An 18,670-nucleotide genomic window follows, 5' to 3' on the forward strand; every position below is an offset into this window, starting at 1 on the left:
CGACACCCATTACTGCATTCGAGACCAGCTCTTCGTTCAGCCCGACTCTCGACTGTCGGATTGCTTCGACCCCGCAGATGTGGTGCGCATGTCGAGGCAGGAGGTGGCTGTTGCCCGCTCCCATATCGAGGTTTGGAAGGCCATCGCCTCCGGTGGCGATTCCCATGTTCTGGTTCTCGAAGACGACGTGTGGTTTCGCCGCGGCGCGAAGGCCGTCATTGAGCGCGGCTGGCGCTGCGCCGTCGGTGATCAGGCGAGCAGGGGAGTGCCGAAGCTCGTGTACCTGTCGTATGTGCTCACTGACGTGGACGCTCGCCGTCGCCGGGTGCGCAGCGGCATGTTTCCTGTTTCACGAGGGGTGTGGTTCATGTCGGGTTATGTGCTGTCTCGTGATGGAGCTGCTCATCTGCTGAGGTCGATGCCTGTCGTCGGCCCTGTCGACATGTGGATGAACTATCGGCTGGTGGAGTTGAATGCGGTGGCGGTGTCGTCGTCGGTGCTGGCTCAGCGCACCGACTCGGTCTCGGACAACTCGTACTCGATTCTTCCGTACCTAGCTCGCGCCGGGGTCGTCGACGTGGAACGTGCGGCGGCCCCGCCACCTCCGCCCTCGACGGGGTCAGTGTTGGGATGGACCACCGGCGGCGAAACGGAGACGCTATCGATGGCGTTGTCGATGCTTGGGCTACGCGTGCGGGCCTTCAACGGCGATGAGGAGCCGTTGGACCGTCGACGTCTTGACGAAGTCCTTCAGACCTTCGATGCGCTGGTCGATCCGCCCATCGTTGCTGGTGCGCTCTCCCAGTTTGCTGCTGAGCGGAGGGCCGTTGTATGTCTCGAGCACGACGCCTACCCGCCGCCCGGGCTCGGTGGCGATGACCCGCTGCCGCCAGTGGTGCGCGTACCTGGCGCAGCTAGTGCTGTCGGGTGCGGCGGAGAGGACAGGTCATTGAAGGGCTCTCACAGGCGGGAATGGGCAGCGCTGTGCTCGGCGCTCGCGATTGATGAGCCGACCGATCCTTATCCGGCCGGGGTGCCGCGCAGTTTCGGCGCGTTTCGAGATGGACGCACCTCGAAGCCCGAGTCGCCGCCCGCGAGCCCAGGTGAGGTTCGACTACTGGATGAGTCTCCGTGGGTGTTGCCTGAGGGCGAACGCTGGTTGCCGCAACTGTTGAGCTATCCAGCCGCACCTTTGGTGGGCGAGTGTGTCGTGTCTGCCTCGATGCGTGAGTCTTCGAAGTCGTTCCGCGAACTCTCGGAGACATTCCCGGGCAATCGTGCGGAGTTCGTTCACAGACGTGTGGCTTACGGCGACGAAGGTGCCCACCTCAACCTCGACGTCAGCGAGCGCGGACACCGCCCCTACCTGTCGGGTGCGTTCGCTTCACGTGACTCGTTCATTCATGGACGGTTCGAAGCGGCGATCAAGTCGGCCTCTGGGTCAGGTCTCGTCACAGGCTTCTTCTTGCATCGGTCCGAACCACGTCAGGAGATCGACATTGAGTTCATCGGTGCGCATCCGACACGGATGTTGACCAACGTCTACTTCAACCCAGGAGACGACTTGGCTGCATTCAACTTCGGGTACCGAGGGTCGCCGGCATGGATCGATTTGGGTTTCGATGCGTCCGCGGACTTTCACGTCTACGCGATCGACTGGCAGCCTGATTGCATCTCGTGGCTCGTGGACGGCGTCGTCGTACACCGCCGAGCCAGCTGGGACCCGACGCCGGTACCCCATCTCGCCATGCATCTTCACGCCAATCTTTGGGCGCCTCGGTCTGCGGAACTGGCGGGGCCTATGGATGAGCGATGTTTGCCCGCACAGGCGACCTTCCGTGACGTGGGCATCACCCGATAGGGCATACCCCGTCGCAAAGCAGTGATTTAGACACCGGGTTCGGGCGTTTCCGCCTCACGGCGCAACCGTCCGGCAACTGTGCGGGCTGGAGCCAGAGCTCGCCAAGGTCTATCGACACAACTTGTGAACGGGGCGGTGCGCAGCCGGGTCAGCTCGGCAGCTCGACGAGTGAGCTCAGGACTCTATCGGTGCAGACATACGGACTCCTCGTGCTTAACATCGTCGCCTCACTCGAGGTGCCCCGGCTATCGGGGCACTACAAGTAAGAGAGTCATTCTGGGCGGGAGGCAGCACCTCGCTTCGACCGGTGAGCATCGGCCCGAATGCCCTCACACCACCGTCGACCTCTCGACCGGTGGCAACTTTTCAGGAATCGTGTCGCAAACGTGTCAATCGACTCTGCTGGACCCAAAACGTACAATGGCTCTGATCAGCATCCCTGCTGATCAGAGCCACCTTCGTCGGAGCCGCCTGTCGGAATCGAACCGACGACCTAGTCATTACGAGTGACTCGCTCTACCGACTGAGCTAAGGCGGCGTGCTGCCCGGCGCAGTCAGGACCTGCCGGGCAACCCGGGGAAGTATACGGAGCACTCCCGCGGAGCGCGAAACCGGCACGACACCCGGGCGGCAGAGGCCGGGAGCGAGGCTCAGGCAGCCACGGCCTCGCGGCTGCGACGCTCGGCCGCCTTGCCGGTGACCTGGCTCTGCGGCGCGTCGCACCAGCAGATGAAGTCCACGGTGACGCCCTCGGCGGAGTTGCGGATCCCGGTGACCTGGCTCGGGAAGATCAGGTAGCGGGTGGAGCATGCGGTGCAGGTGTGCGCGAACATTCGAGGACCCTCCCTCAGAGGACAGACGACGGTGACACCACAATTCTGCGTCGGTGCGAGACAAAGGGGTAGCCTCTCTTTCCTTCTGGTTCTCAAGGAGATGCCTATGCTTTCGCTGCACCAGCTCCGCTGCTTCCTCGCGACCTACGAGCACGGCTCGCTGACGGCGGCCGCCGAGGAGCTCGGCTACGCCCAGCCGAGCGTGTCCGAGCAGATCCGCGGGCTCGAGAAGACCCTGGGGGTCAGCCTGTTCCGCCGGGTCGGTCGCGGCGTCGTCCCGACCACGGTGGCCGACACGCTCCGCCCTCACGCCGAGCGCACCATCGCGGCGGCGGAGGAGACACGGCTCGCCGCCCAGCGCGTACGACGACTCGAGACCGGCACCATCCGCTTCGGGATGTTCGGCGTGGCCCGCCTCTATGCCGGGGCCGGCCTGGTCGCCGACGTGCTCGCGCGGCACCCCGGCGTTCGCGTGGAGCTGGTCGGGCAGAACTCGACCGAGGTGCAGGAGGACCTGCGACGCGGGCGGCTCGAGGCGGCGATGATCGCGATCCCCAACGTGACCAGCGAGGGGATGGACGTGATCCCGGTAGCGCGTGACGAGCTCGTCTACATCAGCTCCGACCCCGAGCGTCTCAGCTCACCGGTGACCGCGGCGCGCCTCGGCAAGGCCTCGCTGGTCATGCCCGACACGACCTTCCGCGCCGACGACTCCGTGCGGATCATCCTGCGCCGCATGCTGCACGAGACCGGGCTCAACCCGCAGACCCGGATCGAGGTCGAGGACCCCGAGATCGCGGTCGAGCTGGTCGGGATGGGGCTGGCAGACTCGGTCATCCCGCGCGGTGCGGCCGAGCAGCTGCTCCCCCGGCTGGCACCGCACGCCGGCTTCGTGTCGCTGAGACCGCGGCAGTGGGACTACTTCGCGATCGTGCACCGCACGGGCGCCACGCTCTCGCCGGCCGCTCAGCTGATGATCGAGCTCGCCACCGCGAGGATCCAGGCCATCGCCGAACCACTGTGAGTCAGCAGGACGTGCCGTCCTCCGGAACCGTGCCGTCGATCAGGTAGGCCTCGATGGTGGAGTCGATGCACTCGTTGTCGGAGTTGTAGGCCGTGTGGCCGTCTCCGTCGCGCGAGAGCAGCACGCCGGACGCCAGCTCGTCGGCGAGGCCGACGGCCCACTCGTAGGGCGTGGCGGGGTCGCGCGTCGTGCCGACGACGAGGATCGGGGCGGCGCCCTCGCCGCGGATGTCCAACGCCTGCTCGGAGGACTCGACCTGGATGTCGCGGCAGTTGACCAGCCCCCAGGCGAAGAGCCGCCCGAAGGTCGGGGAGGCCTCCTCGAAGTCGGGCACCTGCGCCTCCACCTGGTCGGGTGCGATGGCATAGGGGTCGTCGAGGCAGTTGATGGCGTAGATCGCCTCGGTGCTGTTGTCGAGGTACTGCCCGTTCTGCCGCGACGCGTAGGCATCCGCCAGCAGCATCAGCGTGGTGCCGTCGCCGTTGAGGGCGGTGCTGAGGCCCTGGCTGAGGAGGTACCAGTAGTCGCGGTTGTAGAGCGGGGTGACGACGCCGTAGAACGCGCTTCCGACGCTGAGCTCGCGTCCGTCGGAGGTCGGCAGGGGCTGGGCGTCGATGTCGTCGAGCAGCCCCTTGATGGTGGCCAGCCCCTCGTCGACGGAGTCGCCCAGGAAGCAGCTGTCGGTCTCGGTCACGCAGTTGTCGACGAAGGCCCGCAGGGCGACCTCGAAACCGCCGGCCTGGCCCAGGCTCTGCTCGCGCGAGGGCAGGGCCACGTCGACGGCACCGTCGAGGACCAGGCGGCCGACCTTGGCGGGGAAGAGCTCGGCGTAGGTGGCCCCGAGCTTGGTGCCGTAGGAGGCACCGAAGTAGGTGAGGGTCGACTCGCCCAGCGCAGCACGGAGCACGTCCATGTCGCGGGCGGCCTCGGCGGTCGTCACGTGCCCGACGAGGGCGTCGCTGTTGGCCACGCAGCCCTCGAAGAAGGACCGCAGGCCGTCGGTCAGCTCCTGCTCCTCCCCCGCGTCGTCGGGGTCGGGGTCGAGCGCGAGGAAGGCGGTCATGTCGTTGTCGGAGAGGCAGTCGACCGGGTCGGAGGCGCCCGTGCCGCGGGGGTCGAAGCCGACCACGTCGAAGTGCTCGCGGATCGGCGCCCGGAACACGTCGTCGGCCGCCTCGGCGTAGCCCACCCCGGAGGCGCCGGGTCCGCCGGGGTTGACGACCATCGAGCCGATGCGGGCATCGGGGTCGGTGGCAGGCACCTTGACCAGGGCCAGCCCGATCGTCTCGCCGCCCGCGTCGCGGTAGTCGATCGGCACCTCGAGGGTGCCGCACTGGTTGTCGCCACAGGGCTCCCACGCGATGGTCTGGGAGTAGAAGGGCTCGAGGTCGGGGACCGGTGGCTCCTGGGATCCGGCTGCGGGCGGGGTCGAGACCACGACAGCCGGCCCGGACGATCCCGAGGAGCCTGACGAGGAGCCACCCGCGGAGTCGTTGCCGAGCAGGACGGAGAGGCCGGCGAGGGCGCTGCCCCCGGCCAGGGCGAGCACCAGCAGGACGATGATCACGATCCGGGTCGTGCGGCTCACCTGTTGCTCCCTTCGGGCACCTTCAGTGCCACCATCATGGAGTCCAGGGCCAAGGCGATCGGCACGTTGAACTCGAGCATCTGCTCGCGGGCCTCGAAGATCCAGCCGATCCGGCGCAGGTTGAGCTCGGGCGTCGAGGTCGCGGCGACCTTCTCGATGTCACCGCGGATCTCCTCGTTGACCAGCGCGCCAGTGGCCCGCACGGCGACGGCGATCGCGTCGCGGTAGACCGAGACCAGGTCCATCAGCCCGCGGTCGACGACGTCGAGGTGACGGCGCTTCGCCCGGGTCTTCTGCGCCTTGTCGAGCGCGGAGAGCGCGGGGGCGTACTCACGAGGACGGCGTCCGCGCTCCACCACGCCGTAGGAGGTGTCGAGGTCCTTCTTCTCCAGCGCGTCGAGCTCGCTGGTGATCGCGTCGGCCTCCTCCTTGGTCACCTCCACCAGGTTGGCCGAGGCCGTCATGCAGGCGCCGAGGCTGGTCAGGCGGGCGGGCAGCGACACGATCTCGCGGCGCCGGTTGCGGGTCGCCTCGTCGCGCGCGAGGGCCCGGGCCCGGCCGATGTGGCCCTGGCTGGCCCGCGCGGCGTAGGCGGCGAGCGCGTCGTTGACCCCGTCGACCCGGGTGAGGAATCCCGCCACCTCGGGCGTCGTCGGCGTCGCCAGGGTCACCAGGCGGCAGCGCGAGCGGATCGTGGGCAGGACGTCCTCGACGGTGGGCGCGCAGAGCATCCACAGCGTGCGGTCGGTCGGCTCCTCGATCGCCTTGAGCAGCGCGTTGCACGCCTGGTCGGTGAGCCGGTCGGCGTCCTCGACGATCATGATCTGCCAGCGCCGCCCGGCAGGGGCGAGAGCGGAGCGGCGTACGAGGTCGCGGACCTCGTCGACGCCGATCGAGAGCTTCTGGGTGCGGATGACCGACACGTCGGCGTGGGTGCCGCCCAGGACGGTGTGGCACTCGTGGCAGGTCCCGCACCCGCCCTGCTCGCACTGGAGCGCGGCGGCGAAGGCGATCGCGGCGTTGGAGCGGCCGGAGCCCGGCGGACCCGTGAAGAGCCAGGCGTGGCTCATGCCGTGGCCGGCGACCGCGGTCGAGAGCGCCTTGACGGTGTGCTGCTGGCCGACCAGCTGGTCCCAGACGGTTCCTGGGGAGGGAGCGGAGCGACCGTCTCGAAGGGCCGTCATCGGGCAGCCTGCGCGAGGAGAGGCTCGAGCCGGGACCGTACGGCGCCCGCCAGGTCGTCGATCGAGCCGCGCGCATCGAGCACGAGGTAGTGGTCGGGATCGGCCTGGGCCATCGCGAGGAAGGCCGTGCGGACGCGCTGGTGGAAGTCGAGCGACTCCCCCTCGATGCGGTCACGTCCCTCGAAGCGACCGAGCCCCGCGGCCGGCTCGAGGTCGAGCACGACGGTCAGGTGGGGGCGCAGGTCGTGGGTCGCCCAGCGGGCCACCTGCTCGACCTCCGCGACAGCCAGGGCGCGGCCGGCGCCCTGGTAGGCCAGCGTGGAGTCGACGTAGCGGTCGGTGATCACGACCGCGCCGCGGTCGAGCGCGGGCTGCACCAGGGTCTCGACGTGCTCGGCCTTGTCGGCGGCGTAGAGCAGCACCTCGGTGCGGTCGGCGAGCGCACCGGTCTCGGGGCTCAGCACGATGCGGCGCAGCTCCTGGCCGACCGGGGTGTCACCCGGCTCGAAGGTCAGCACGACGTCGTGGCCGCGCTCCTCGAGCCAGTCCTTGAGCAGGCGCGACTGGGTCGACTTGCCCGATCCCTCGCCGCCCTCGAAGCACACGAAGACCCCGGTCGAGGTATAGACGCCGCCGCTGCTCACGCGCCGAACCTACGAGACGCCGCCGACGCCGGGAAGTGCGGGGCGGGGTGCGGGGCAGCCGTGGCCCGTTTCATCAAGGTATGCAGACGGACCGGCACCTCCCACGATCTTGCGGCGAGCCGGCCGACCGGCGTAGGACTCGTCGCACTTCCCACGGCGACACGCCACCTCCCACGGGGTGCAAGCCATGGGAAGTGGCGTTTCGTCGACATACCTTGATGAAGCGGCCCGGCCAGCACCCCGAACTCAGGCCTTCTTCGCCGCAGCCTTCTTCGTGGTCTTCTTGGCCGCCGTCTTCTTGGTGGCCGCCTTCTTCGTGGTCGCCTTCTTGGCAGCGGCCTTCTTGGCGGGCGCCTTCTTGGCCGCGCCCTTCTTGGCCGCCTTCTTCGCCGGGCCGCGCTCGCGACGGTCGGCGAGCAGCTCCGCGGCACGGGCGAGGGTGATGGCCTCGACCGAGTCGTCCTTGCGCAGGGTGGCGTTGTACTCGCCGTCGGTGACGTACTCACCGAAGCGGCCCGACTTCACCACGACCGGCTGGCCGGAGACGGGGTCGTTGCCGAGCTCCTTGAGCGGCGGGGCGGCGGCGGCGCGGCCGCGCTGCTTGGGCTGGGCGTAGATCTTGAGCGCCTCGTCGAGCCCGATGGTGAGCAGCTGGTCCTCGGAGGTCAGCGACCGGGAGTCGGTGCCCTTCTTGAGGTAGGGCCCGTAACGGCCGTTCTGCGCGGTGATCTCCTCGCCGTCCTCGCCGACACCCACGACGCGCGGGAGCGAGAGCAGCTTGAGGGCGTCCTCGAGGGAGATCGTGTCGAGCGACATCGACGTGAAGAGCGAGCCCGTGCGGGGCTTGTCGTTCTTCTTCGCGTCCTCGGGCAGCAGCTCGGTGACGTAGGGGCCGTAGCGGCCGTTCTTGGCCACGACCTGCAGGCCCGTCTCGGGGTGCACGCCGAGCTGGATCTCCTCGCCGGCCGGGTTGGCGAAGAGCTCGACGGCCTTCTCCATGGTCAGCTCGTCGGGCGGCAGGTCGTCGGGCACGTTGGCCCGCTTGCCGACCGGGTTGCCCTCGTCGTCGGGACCCTCGAGGTAGGGGCCGTAGCGGCCCACGCGCAGGTTGATCCCCAGCTCGGGGTCGCCGATCGGGAAGGTCGCGAGCTCCTTGGCGTCGATGTCGCCGAGCTCGTGGACCAGGTCGTAGAGGCCCTTGACGTTGTCGGAGCCGTAGTAGAACTCGCCGAGCTCGGAGACCCGGTCCTTGCGGCCGCCGGCGATGTCGTCGAGCACGTCCTCCATCTCGGCGGTGAACTCGTAGGACACCTGCCGGGTGAAGTGCTCCTCCAGCAGCCGGATGACCGAGAAGGCCAGCCAGGCCGGGACCAGGGCGGTGCCCTTCTTGTAGACGTAGCCGCGGTTGAGGATGGTGCCGATGATCGCGGCGTACGTCGACGGGCGACCGATCTCGCGCTCCTCGAGCTCCTTGATCAAGGTGGCCTCGGTGTAGCGCGCGGGCGGCTTGGTCTCGTGGCCGCTGGCCGAGACGGACGCGGCCGAGACCGAGTCGCCCTCCTCGAGCGCCGGGAGGCGGGTCTCCTGGTCGTCCTTGGCCGCCCCCTCGTCGGTGCCCTCGACGTAGGCCTTGAGGAACCCGTGGAAGGTGATGACGCGACCGCTGGCGGAGAACACGACGTCCTCGCCGCCGGCCGACGTGCCTCCGAGGCGCACGGAGACCGACTGGCCGACCGCGTCCTTCATCTGCGAGGCGACGGTGCGCATCCAGATCAGCTCGTAGAGGCGGAACTGGTCGCCGGTCAGCCCGGTCTGCGCCGGGGTGCGGAACGACTCGCCGGCGGGGCGGATCGCCTCGTGGGCCTCCTGCGCGTTCTTGACCTTGGAGGCGTAGACGCGGGGGCTGTCGGGCAGGTAGTCGGCGCCGTAGAGCTCGCGGACCTGCGACCGGGCGGCCTCGACGGCGCCGCCCGAGAGCGTCGTCGAGTCGGTGCGCATGTAGGTGATGTAGCCGTTCTCGTAGAGCCGCTGCGCCACCGACATCGCCACCGAGGCGCTCATGCCGAGCTTGCGGCCGGCCTCCTGCTGGAGGGTCGTCGTGCGGAACGGCGCGTAGGGAGAGCGCTTGTAGGGCTTGGCCTCGACCGAGCGGACGTCGTACGTCGAGTCCTGCAGGCTGGCGACCAGGGCTTCGGCCCGCGTGCGGTCGACGTGGACGACCTTGGACGCGTCCTTCAGCAGGCCGTCCTGGCCGAAGTCGGAGCCGCGGGCGACGCGGGTGCCGTCGAGGGAGTGCAGCTTGGCGGGGAACATCCGCTGGTCGTGCTTGGACCCGGCGTCGAAGGTGGCCTCGAGGTCCCAGTAGGACGCGAGGCGGAACTTCATCCGATCCCGCTCCTTGTCGACGACCAGGCGGGTGGCGACGGACTGCACACGGCCGGCGGAGAGACCGGACATGACCTTCTTCCACAGCACCGGGGAGACCTCGTAGCCGTAGAGGCGGTCGAGGATGCGGCGCGCCTCCTGGGCCTCGACGAGGTCGTCGTTGATCTGGCGCGGGTTCTCCACCGCGGTGAGGATCGCGGCCTTGGTGATCTCGTGGAAGACCATCCGGTGCACGGGGATGCCCTTGGGCTTCAGCTCGTCGAGGAGGTGCCAGGCGATGGCCTCTCCCTCGCGGTCCTCATCGGTGGCGAGGTAGAGCTCGTCGGCGTCCTTGAGCAGGCCCTTGAGCTTGGAGATGTGCGACTTCTTGTCGCGTGGCACGACGTAGTAGGGCGTGAAGCCGTTCTCGACGTCGACCGCCAGCCGACCCCACGACTTGTCCTTGATCTTGGCCGGGGTGTCGGCAGCGTTGTTGGGCAGGTCGCGGATGTGTCCGATGGAGGACTCCACGACATAGCCGTCGCCGAGGTAGCCGCCGATGGTGCGGGCCTTCGCCGGGGACTCGACGATCACCAACTTGTGTGCCACTGCGTTGCCATTTCCTTACTGCTGCGAGAGGGGTGAGCGGGGTCAACAAGGGCTCACGGCCGATCACGGTAGCGCGTGCTGTCCAGCGCTCCGACTTCCGACGACTCCTGTGGATGTCCCGTGGATGCCCCGCGGATGGCCCGCGGATGGCTTGTCGAAGTTTCGCCGCCCCTGCTGGGAGGCCTGTGGAGGAACCCCGCCGACTGTCCGCGCGGCGTGTCACCGTGAGGTCCTCGATCCGCTGACCGCTGTCCTGACTGCTCCTGCTCGGAGGTGCTCCCGATGCACGACGACCCGCACGACCGCTATGCGTCCGACCCTGACTGGCACGACCGGCTGCGACACCTGGTGCTGGTCGACGGCCGGCTCGTCGCCACGTGGACCGAGCCGATCGAAGGCACGCGGTGGGAGGTCCACGCCCACCGCTTCGACCGCGAGGCGGAGCGTCGCGCCGCACCACCGGCTCCTCCGCAGCCGCCACCCTACGAGCGGGCGCTGCTCTGGCTCGAGGACGCGTGCGGTGGCCGGGCCGCCGTCCTGGCCCTGGACACCGCTCCGCTCGACGACCGCGAGGAGATGCCCGAGGCGCATGACCCCGCGGACCGCGAGCGCCTGGCACAGACCCTCGAGCACCTCGACGGCGTCGCCGCGACGGTGCTGAGCGACGCGCTCGGCCCGGCTCGCGCCGACGAGCTCGGCACCGCCCTGCGCCGGGCGCTCGCGCTCGTCTGGTCGGCCCGCCCCGACGTCGTACGCCGCCCGCGATCGCCGCAGCACCTCGCCGGCACCCTGTGCTGGGTCGTCGGCAAGGCCAACGGGGTCTTCGGGCACCAGGGACCGGTGCGGATGAAGGACGTGCGCGAGGCTTTGGAGCTGGGCGCCCAGCTCGGGACCGACCACGCCGTGGTCGAGGCCGCCCTGTGGGGCCTGCGTCCGCGCCACGGGGCGTGGTTCCGCCCCTCGGGCCTGCCCGAGCTCCTGCTGACGGGACGGGCCGACCTGCTGGTCTCCGACGTGCGGGCCCACCTGGTGCGGGTGCGCGACCAGGCCCTCGAGGCGCAGGCCGCGCACGCGGCGTGAGACTTCTACCGTGGACGGTAGAATCGGCGTCGTGCCGACGCTCAACATCAAGGACCCCGAGGTCTACCGGCTCGCCGCCGCGCTCGCCGCCCGGCGCGGGACGTCGATGACGGGCGCGGTGCGCCAGGCGCTCGAGGAGGCGACCGGGCGGGACCGCGAGGAGCGCGACGGCCTGGCCGAACGGCTGCTCGCCTGGGGCCGGCACACCCAGGCGCTGTCCGACGAGCCGGTGCTGACCGACGACGACCTCTACGACCAGCGCGGGCTGCCGCGGTGATCCTCGACTCCTCGGCCATCGTCGCGATCGTGCAGGGTGAGCCCGAGGCCAGGCTCTTCGCGCACCTCATCGAGGGGGCCAGCACGCTGCAGATCGCGGCCCCCACCTTCGTGGAGACGGCGGTCGTCCTCGGCCGGAGGCGACGTGAGGGAGTGGACCGTCTGCTCACGGGCTTCGGCGTCGAGGTCGTGCCGTTCGCGCTCGAGCACGCCGAAGCCGCGCGCGTCGCCTACTCCCGCTATGGCAAGGGCTCCGGCTCCCCGGCGCGGCTCAACCTGGGCGACTGCTTCTCCTACGCACTGGCGACGGTGAGCGGGCAGCCGCTGCTCTTCAAGGGTGACGACTTCACCCACACCGACGTCGTCGCGGCAGCGCCCCCGACCTGACGCGCGGAAGTGCGCTGTCCCGCGGCCCGCCCTCGGGGAGGATGCACGCCATGCTCACCCTGGAGGAGATCTTCCCGCCGTTCGCCCTGACCATCTCCTGCGGCGCGCTCGAGCTGCGGGTCCTGCGAGACGAGGACCTCCCCGAGCTCGTGGAGCTCGTCCGCGGCGGCGTCCAGCCTCCCGGCCTGCCGATGCCGTTCCTCACGGCGTGGCACGAGGAGCCTTACGCACCAGGGTCTCCCGACGGCTTTCCGACGAGCTCGCTGCGCTGGTGGTGGACCCAGCGGGCGACCTGCGCGCCCGAGGAGTGGCGCCTGGCCCTGGTCGTCCGTCGCCACGGGGAGCTCGTCGGCATGCAGGACATGCACGCGCCGCACTTCGCGCAGACGCGCCAGGTGCTGACCGGGTCGTGGCTCGGGCGTGCACACCAGGGCTCAGGCACCGGCACGCTGATGCGGCAGCTCGTCGTCGGACTCGCCTTCGACGAGCTCGATGCCGAGACCTGCGAGTCGGGCTACGTCGTGGGCAACCACGCCTCGGCAGCCGTGAGCCGCAAGGTCGGCTATGTCGACAGCGGCCGTCGCAGGAGGGTGCAGCAGACGCGGGACGGCAAGGTGGGGGCCGACGAGCAGCGCGTGGTCGTGACGCCCGCGACCTACGTGCGCCCCTACGACCCGATGTCGGCGACGGGTGCCGAGGCGCTCCGTCGTTTCCTCGGGATCCACCGCACCTCCTGACGGGTCACTCGACCTCGAGGAACCCCTCGCGCACCATCTCGCGGGCCACGGGCAGGTAGGCGTCACGCACCATGTCGGGCTCGGCGTCGGTCAGCGTCGCGACCGCCTCGAGGATCTGGCCGAGGCTGAGCTCGCCGTCGCTGGCGCCGACCATCGCCGCCTCGATGGTGTCGGCCTGCCGGGCGCGCCGGAAGCCGCGCTGCTGGCGCAGCACGATCGTCTCGGGGTCCTCGGCGCCGGCGGGCCCCGCCGTCTCCTGACGTACGTCGGGGCGCGCGACCAGGTGCGTGTCCAGGTCGACGTCGGCCCGGACCGCCTCGCCCCACGCCTGGATGGCGGGCGCGATCGGCTGCTCGACGTCGTAGGGCCACTCGAGGAAGTCGCTCACGACCTCGACGGCTCCCGGCTGGGCACCCGGCTGGGCACCGGTCGCGCGCAGGTTGATCCACCCGAAGCCGATGCCCTCCACGCCCTGCTCCTCGAACCACGACAGCCAGGTGTCGTAGCGACGCAGGTAGTCGGGCGTGCCGTGCAGCCCCGCGTCCTTGAGCCACAGCTCGACGTAGACCGACGGGTCGACGACCTCGCGCTGCACGACCAGCGCGTCGCAGTCCCCGACCAGCCACTCGGAGAGCCGCTCGTCCCACGCACGGCCCTCGGCGATCACCCAGTTGGCCAGGACCTGGCACCAGCCGCCCTCGGTGAGGTGGTCGGGCGCGGCCCGCACGATGTCCTCCACGACCCGGTCGCCGGGCAGCCCGGAGTCGCGGTAGACCAGCCGCTCTCCCGTGCCCGGCGAGATCACGAAGGGCGGGTTGGTCGCGATCAGGTCGAAGCGCTCACCGGCCACGGGCTGGAAGTAGGAGCCGTCGCGCACGTCGATCCGGTCGGCCACGCCGTTGAGCGCGGCGTTGAAGCGGGTGAGCCGCAGCGCACGCTGGTTGACGTCGGTGGCCACGACCCGGTCGGCATGACCCGCGAGGTGCAGCGCCTGCACCCCGCAGCCGGTGCCGAGGTCCAGGGCACGGCCCACCGGCTCACGGATCGTCAGCTGAGCCAGGGACGTCGAGGCCGAGCTGATCCCGAGCACGTGGTCGGTCCCGACGCGCTGCGGTCCACCGTCGAGCCCCGGCGTGAGGTCGCTGACGACCCAGAACGCCTCGTCGTCGGCCGCGTAGGGGCGGATGTCCAGGCGGGCCGCCACCTCGCTGACCGACTGCTCGACCAGGCCCTCCGCGGTCAGCCGGTCGAGCAGCCCCGGCAGGGCCGTCTCGGCGTCGGCGACCGGCACGGGGGTCTGGAGCAGGAAGAGGCGCGCCAGGGTCTCCACGGCGCTGCCTCCCGTCGTACGACGACGGGCCGGGGTGGTCTCGTTGCGCATGAGCGCGGCGTGCCCCTCGGGCCCCAGGACCTCGGCGACGCCGTCGTAGGTGAAGCCGGCGTGCTGGAGGGCGCCGCGGAGCCGGACCGGGAGGTCGGAGGCAGCGGGGGCGGCTGAGGCAGAAGGGGTCACGGACCGAGGTTAGGGCCCTTGTCGCGGCCGACGAGCGGCGTGGCCCGATCGGGTGGCCACCCCCACCCGTTCGAGCCAGGCGACGACGCCCACTCGGTCGTCCTAGCACCTTCGGGCACCCCGATCCAGGCGATCTCCTGCGCACGGTCAAGAGGCCTCCTAGCATCACCGGAGGGGGAAACACACGTGCGACCTGGGACGGGTACTGGGACGCCCTATGGGGAGGGAAACCCAATGAACCGTCTCAAGCGCGCCTTGGGCGCGGCCGTGGCCACCAGCGTCATCGCCTCGGGGGCCGGCATCGCGACCGCCGCCACCGCGCAGGCAGCAGCTCCGCAGCCCACCCGGGAGCAGAAGCTCCTCGAGCTCCTGGCGCTCCAGCTGCCCGTGCTCAACGGGTCGGGAGGGGTCGGCTCGTTGCTCACCCTCACCAACCCGGTGTGGAACCTGCTGCTCGTCACCAACTCGTTCCAGTGGTTGCGCGACGGCACGCCGATCGCGGGCGCGACCAGCGCCACCTACACACCTGTGCTCGCGGACGCCGGTCACGACGTCAGCGCCCGGGTGACCGGCTCGGTCCTCGGGCTCCTCCCGGTGGCCACGCTCACGAGCGCACTGGCGATCCCGCTGCCCGGCGGAGGCGGCGGCACGCCCGACCCGCTCGCCCTGGTCGCCGACGTGCTCCCGCTGCTCTCCGGCGTGCCCGCGGTCGGCTCGGTCCTCACGCTGACCAACCCGATCTGGAGCCTTCCGGGCGTCACCAACACCTACACCTGGATGAGCAACGGAATCCCGATCCCCGGCGCCGACGGCTCCACCTACACGCCGTCCGCAGCCGACGCAGGCACCCAGATCACCGCGCTCGTCACGGGTTCGCTGCTCGGCGTCCTCCCGATCGGCGTCCTCACCAACGCGGTCAACATCCCCGTGACCGGAGGGGGCGGTGGCGGTGGCGGTGGCGGCGGAGGCGGAGGCGGCGAGGCACCCGACACGTTCACGCTGCTCGGCCTGCCGACCTTGACCGGCGTGCCCGGAGTGGGCCAGGTCGTCGGCCTCACCGCGATCCTGTGGAGCCTGCCCGGCGTCACGACGACCGTGCAGTGGCTCAGCAACGGCGTCCCGATCCCGGGGGCGACCGGCCTCTCGTTCATCCCCGGCGCAGACCTGGCCGGCACCCAGCTCTCCGCCCTGATCACCGGCACGCTGGCCGGACTTCCGGTCGTGTCGCAGCTCACCAGCGCCCTCGGCATCGCCCCCGCCGAGCCGGACGCGATCACCGCGTCGGCCGCACCCACCGTCACCGGCTCCGGCAAGGTCGGCACGGCGTTGACCGGCGCGGACCCGACCTGGAGCCAGCCGAGCGTCACGACGACCTACCAGTGGCTGCGCAACAGCGTCGCGATCCCCGGTGCCACGCAGAAGGCGTACACGCTGGTCGGCGAGGACTTCGGCAAGCAGATCTCGCTGAAGGCGACGGGCGCGAAGGCCGGGAGCACGTCCGGCACCGCCGCCAGCGCCCCGGTGCTCGCCAAGCTCGGTGACGCACTCGTCGCGTCGGCCGCCCCGTCGATCAGCGGCAACCCCGCGGCCGGCAACCTGCTGACCGTCCAGCCCGGCACGTGGGCCGGCACGCCGACGCCGACCTTCGGCTACCAGTGGTACGTCAACGGTGCGCCGATCAGCGGCGCCAACGCGTCGACGTACGTCGTCAAGGCGACCGAGGCGGGCCGCAACCTGGCCGTCCTGGTCACCGCCAACCGCACCGGCTACGCACCCGGCACGTCCGCCACGGCTCCGGTCAAGGTCGCCAAGGTCACCTCGCGCACCAAGCTGTCCCTGGTGAAGAAGAAGGTCTCGGCGGGCAAGCGCGCCCTGGTCAAGATCACCCTCGCCGCCACGGGCCTGCGACCCTCGGGCAAGGTGACGATCTTCGACGGTCGCACCAAGCTGAGGACCTACACGGTCCGCAGCGCCGACAACGGTTCGCGCATCGTCGTGCTGCCCAAGCTGAAGCCAGGCAAGCACAGGTTGACCGCGGCCTTCCGGGGCAGCATCGGCACGACCGCGTCCACGTCCGCCAAGGTCGTGCTGACGGTCCTCAAGAAGAAGTAGTCCCCACCCCGCCCGGGTCGACCGACGCGGCGGCACCGTCCTCACCGACGGCGTCGCCGCGTCGGCGCCTCCGGCTGCGGCGGCTCACGTGCCGGGCTGAGAAGCCGGCGGGCTGGCCGCCTCGTGGTAGTAGGCCGTCAACGGGCGACCCGCCTCGAAAAGCTCGACCGCGCCGCGGTAGATGCCGTGGCGCAGCTCGGCCTCGTAGCCCTTCAGGCTCGGGCAGCCGACCTCCCGGGCGTGTGCCAGCTCCGCCTCGACGTCGTAGGGCACCCGCACGAACGCGATCGAGAAGGGTGCCGGCCCGAGGCTGTCGGGGACTCCCTCGAGGATGACGTAGAGCGGGGTGGGGTCGCCCATGCAGTTGCCGACGCTGCCGGTGTTGAAGAGCGTGCGGCGCTCGAGCTGGGTCTCGTAGAACGGGTCGTGCGAGTCGCCGAAGCCCACGACGTCGGGCACCGGCCCGTCGCCGACCGCCGCGATCGTCGCCGCCGTGTTGGCGAACTGGCCGAGGAACTCCGCCTCGTCGTGCACGTAGCGCACGCGCCGGTGCACCGTCTCCGAGGAGGCGTGCATCAGCCGGATCCGGCGACCGCTCATCGAGAAGTCGTGGCAGAAGGGCAGCGAGCGCAGCCACTCCCCCTGGCCCTCGCCGAGCTGCGCGGACCACCAGCGCAGCGCGTCGTCGTCGTGGTCGCGGTGCGGGTCGGGCAGGAAGTCGTCCCAGTTGCCCAGCACGTTGACCTCGCAGCGCTCCTGGCACAGCTCGACCACCTCGCGCCCGCGCGGCCCCTTGCCGACGTAGTCGCCGAGGTTGAAGATCCGGCCGATCCCACGGGCGTCGATGTCGGCGAGCACCGCCTCCAGCGCGGTGAGGTTGCCGTGCACGTCCGAGATCAGCGCGATGCGCTCCACTGCTCCGCTCATGGGTCCATCCAAACACCGTCGCAGAAGCACCGGGCCCGCCCGGTCGGGACCGGGCGGGCCTGGGGTGCTGCGGTCGTGCGGGGTGGTGCGGTGCTGCGGTGGGTCAGACGGTCGGTGTGGGCCGCGTGGGGTCCGTGGCGACCGGCTGCGTGGGCGTCGGTGCCGGCGGCGTGCCGGCGTCGTCGCCCATGACCGACTCGCGCTGCTTGGAGATGTAGACGGCGCCGACGATGACCGCGGTCGCGACGAGCGCGATCAGGATCCGTACGACGTCGTTCTCGTCCTCGCCGACGCTCAACGACACGACGGCGCCGACGATCAGCAGCGACACCAGGTTCATCACCTTGATGAGCGGGTTGATCGCGGGACCGGCGGTGTCCTTGAACGGGTCGCCCACGGTGTCACCGATGATGGTGGCCTCGTGCGCCGCCGAGCCCTTGCCGCCGTGGTGACCGTCCTCCACGAGCTTCTTGGAGTTGTCCCAGGCGCCACCGGCGTTGGCGAGGAAGACCGCCATCAGGGTGCCGGTGCCGATGGCCCCGGCGAGGAAGCCGGCCAGCGCCGTGACGCCGAGGCCGAAGCCGACCGCGATGGGCGCCAGCACCGCCAGGATGCCCGGCGTGGTGAGCTCGCGCAGGGAGTCCTTGGTGACGATGTCGACGACCTTGCCGTACTCCGGGCGACCGGTGCCCTCCATGATCCCGGGGATCTCGCGGAACTGGCGGCGCACCTCGTAGACCACGGCACCCGCAGCACGCGCCACGGCGTTGATGGCCAGCCCGGAGAAGAGGAACACGACGGCCGAGCCGAGCAGCACGCCCACGAGCACGGACGGGTCGAACACGAAGAACCCGGTGAGCTCGTCGAGTGCATCGGCGTCCTCGAGCGACTCGATGGCCGAGGTGGCGTAGGAGCCGAACAGCGCCGTGGCCGCCAGCACCGCGGTCGCGATCGCGATGCCCTTGGTGACGGCCTTGGTGGTGTTGCCCACCGCGTCGAGCTCGGTGAGGATCTGCGCGCCCTCGGGGCTGACGTCGCCGGACATCTCCGCGACGCCCTGGGCGTTGTCGGAGACGGGCCCGAAGGTGTCCATGGCGACGATGACGCCGACGGTGGTGAGCAGGCCGCAGCCGGCGAGCGCCACGGCGAAGAGCGACACCGTGAGCGACGCGCCGCCGAGGAGGAACGCGCCGAACACCGCGGTGCCGATGACGAGCGTGGTGTAGACGGCCGACTCGAAGCCGACCGAGAGGCCGGACAGGATGACCGTGGCCGCACCGGTGAGCGAGGACTTGCCGACGTCCTTGACCGGCTTGTACTCGGTGCCGGTGAAGTAACCGGTCAGGGCCAGGATGCCGGCGGCCATGACGATGCCGAGGACCACGGCCACCGACGCGATGAGCGCGGGGTTGCCCTCGGGTGCGCCGGAGATCAGCTCGAGGGTGTTGGTGCCGAGGCCCTCGAAGTCGGCGAAGCTGGTCGGCAGGTAGACGAACGACAGGAGCACGCACGCGACCGCGGAGATGCCGGC

The 18,670-nt window shown here is 70.3% G+C and carries 15 protein-coding genes and 1 tRNA gene; 7 read left to right on the plus strand and 9 right to left on the minus strand.

The window, feature by feature from the left end; all coding sequences use genetic code 11:
• On the plus strand, positions 1-1,861 hold a 1,861-nt coding region (locus RMN98_RS03605; protein ID WP_309647429.1), incomplete at its 5' end, for a family 16 glycosylhydrolase.
• Between the two features lie 465 nt (positions 1,862-2,326).
• On the opposite strand, the gene RMN98_RS03610 is transcribed toward RMN98_RS03605, so the two are convergent.
• Both RMN98_RS03610 and RMN98_RS03615 read right to left on the minus strand, forming a co-directional pair.
• Positions 2,327-2,399: transfer RNA gene (locus RMN98_RS03610), tRNA-Thr, on the minus strand.
• A gap of 112 nt (positions 2,400-2,511) precedes the next feature.
• On the minus strand, positions 2,512-2,694 hold the full coding sequence (locus RMN98_RS03615) for a hypothetical protein (RefSeq protein WP_309647430.1): 183 nt from the start codon (positions 2,692-2,694) through the stop codon (positions 2,512-2,514).
• Between the two features lie 106 nt (positions 2,695-2,800).
• Between RMN98_RS03615 and RMN98_RS03620 the strand changes: the two genes are divergently transcribed.
• On the plus strand, positions 2,801-3,718 hold the full coding sequence (locus RMN98_RS03620; RefSeq protein WP_309647431.1) for a LysR family transcriptional regulator: 918 nt from the start codon (positions 2,801-2,803) through the stop codon (positions 3,716-3,718).
• Position 3,719: 1 nt separating this feature from the next.
• Here RMN98_RS03620 and RMN98_RS03625 read toward each other — a convergent pair whose 3' ends face one another.
• From RMN98_RS03625 to topA, 4 genes are all read right to left on the minus strand, one after another.
• The gene (locus RMN98_RS03625; RefSeq protein WP_309647432.1) at positions 3,720-5,306 is read right to left on the minus strand and encodes an alpha/beta hydrolase; all 1,587 of its coding nucleotides are present in this window, start codon (positions 5,304-5,306) and stop codon (positions 3,720-3,722) included.
• A complete protein-coding gene (locus RMN98_RS03630) occupies positions 5,303-6,490 on the minus strand; it encodes a DNA polymerase III subunit delta' (RefSeq protein ID WP_309647433.1) in 1,188 nt (395 codons plus the stop codon). Before RMN98_RS03630 ends, RMN98_RS03625 begins: the two co-directional genes overlap by 4 nt.
• Positions 6,487-7,134: a dTMP kinase gene (gene tmk, locus RMN98_RS03635; protein ID WP_309647434.1), complete on the minus strand. Its 648-nt coding sequence runs from the start codon at positions 7,132-7,134 to the stop codon at positions 6,487-6,489. The genes RMN98_RS03630 and tmk overlap by 4 nt, the downstream gene beginning before the upstream one ends.
• Before the next feature lie 246 nt (positions 7,135-7,380).
• Positions 7,381-10,107 (minus strand): type I DNA topoisomerase, encoded by a 2,727-nt coding sequence (gene topA / locus RMN98_RS03640; protein WP_309647435.1) that lies wholly within the window; start codon positions 10,105-10,107, stop codon positions 7,381-7,383.
• Positions 10,108-10,389: 282 nt separating this feature from the next.
• Between topA and RMN98_RS03645 the strand changes: the two genes are divergently transcribed.
• From RMN98_RS03645 to RMN98_RS03660, 4 genes are read left to right on the plus strand one after another with little or no spacing between them, the layout of a single operon-like run.
• Entirely contained in the window at positions 10,390-11,187 is a 798-nt protein-coding gene (locus RMN98_RS03645) for a hypothetical protein (protein ID WP_309647436.1), read from the plus strand.
• A 10-nt stretch (positions 11,188-11,197) separates the two neighbouring features.
• Positions 11,198-11,464 (plus strand): type II toxin-antitoxin system VapB family antitoxin, encoded by a 267-nt coding sequence (locus RMN98_RS03650; protein ID WP_309647437.1) that lies wholly within the window; start codon positions 11,198-11,200, stop codon positions 11,462-11,464.
• Entirely contained in the window at positions 11,461-11,850 is a 390-nt protein-coding gene (locus RMN98_RS03655) for a type II toxin-antitoxin system VapC family toxin (protein ID WP_309647438.1), read from the plus strand. Before RMN98_RS03650 ends, RMN98_RS03655 begins: the two co-directional genes overlap by 4 nt.
• A gap of 50 nt (positions 11,851-11,900) precedes the next feature.
• Entirely contained in the window at positions 11,901-12,587 is a 687-nt protein-coding gene (locus RMN98_RS03660; RefSeq protein WP_309647439.1) for a GNAT family protein, read from the plus strand.
• Positions 12,588-12,591: 4 nt separating this feature from the next.
• On the opposite strand, the gene RMN98_RS03665 is transcribed toward RMN98_RS03660, so the two are convergent.
• A complete protein-coding gene (locus RMN98_RS03665; protein WP_309647440.1) occupies positions 12,592-14,100 on the minus strand; it encodes a methyltransferase in 1,509 nt (502 codons plus the stop codon).
• A gap of 234 nt (positions 14,101-14,334) precedes the next feature.
• Here RMN98_RS03665 and RMN98_RS03670 point away from each other — a divergent pair, with 234 nt between their 5' ends.
• Positions 14,335-16,212 carry an Ig-like domain repeat protein gene (locus tag RMN98_RS03670; RefSeq protein WP_309647441.1) on the plus strand — a complete coding sequence of 626 codons (1,878 nt, stop codon included), beginning with the start codon at positions 14,335-14,337 and terminating at the stop codon, positions 16,210-16,212.
• An 84-nt stretch (positions 16,213-16,296) separates the two neighbouring features.
• Here RMN98_RS03670 and RMN98_RS03675 read toward each other — a convergent pair whose 3' ends face one another.
• Together RMN98_RS03675 and RMN98_RS03680 are read right to left on the minus strand one after the other, a co-directional pair.
• The gene (locus tag RMN98_RS03675) at positions 16,297-17,139 is read right to left on the minus strand and encodes a metallophosphoesterase family protein (protein ID WP_309647442.1); all 843 of its coding nucleotides are present in this window, start codon (positions 17,137-17,139) and stop codon (positions 16,297-16,299) included.
• A gap of 103 nt (positions 17,140-17,242) precedes the next feature.
• On the minus strand, positions 17,243-18,670 hold a 1,428-nt coding region (locus tag RMN98_RS03680), incomplete at its 5' end, for a sodium/proton-translocating pyrophosphatase (RefSeq protein WP_309647443.1).

Source organism: Nocardioides sp., assembly GCF_031397825.1.
GTDB lineage: Bacteria > Actinomycetota > Actinomycetes > Propionibacteriales > Nocardioidaceae > Nocardioides.

Excerpts from the sequence above, each read along its gene's own strand:
- RMN98_RS03615 (WP_309647430.1), bottom strand. The coding sequence starts at position 2,694 with ATGTTCGCGCACACCTGCACCGCATGCTCCACCCGCTACCTGATCTTC.
- RMN98_RS03620 (WP_309647431.1), top strand. The coding sequence starts at position 2,801 with ATGCTTTCGCTGCACCAGCTCCGCTGCTTCCTCGCGACCTACGAGCAC.
- RMN98_RS03630 (WP_309647433.1), bottom strand. The coding sequence starts at position 6,490 with ATGACGGCCCTTCGAGACGGTCGCTCCGCTCCCTCCCCAGGAACCGTC.
- RMN98_RS03645 (WP_309647436.1), top strand. The coding sequence starts at position 10,390 with ATGCACGACGACCCGCACGACCGCTATGCGTCCGACCCTGACTGGCAC.
- RMN98_RS03660 (WP_309647439.1), top strand. The coding sequence starts at position 11,901 with ATGCTCACCCTGGAGGAGATCTTCCCGCCGTTCGCCCTGACCATCTCC.
- RMN98_RS03670 (WP_309647441.1), top strand. The coding sequence starts at position 14,335 with ATGAACCGTCTCAAGCGCGCCTTGGGCGCGGCCGTGGCCACCAGCGTC.
- RMN98_RS03675 (WP_309647442.1), bottom strand. The coding sequence starts at position 17,139 with ATGAGCGGAGCAGTGGAGCGCATCGCGCTGATCTCGGACGTGCACGGC.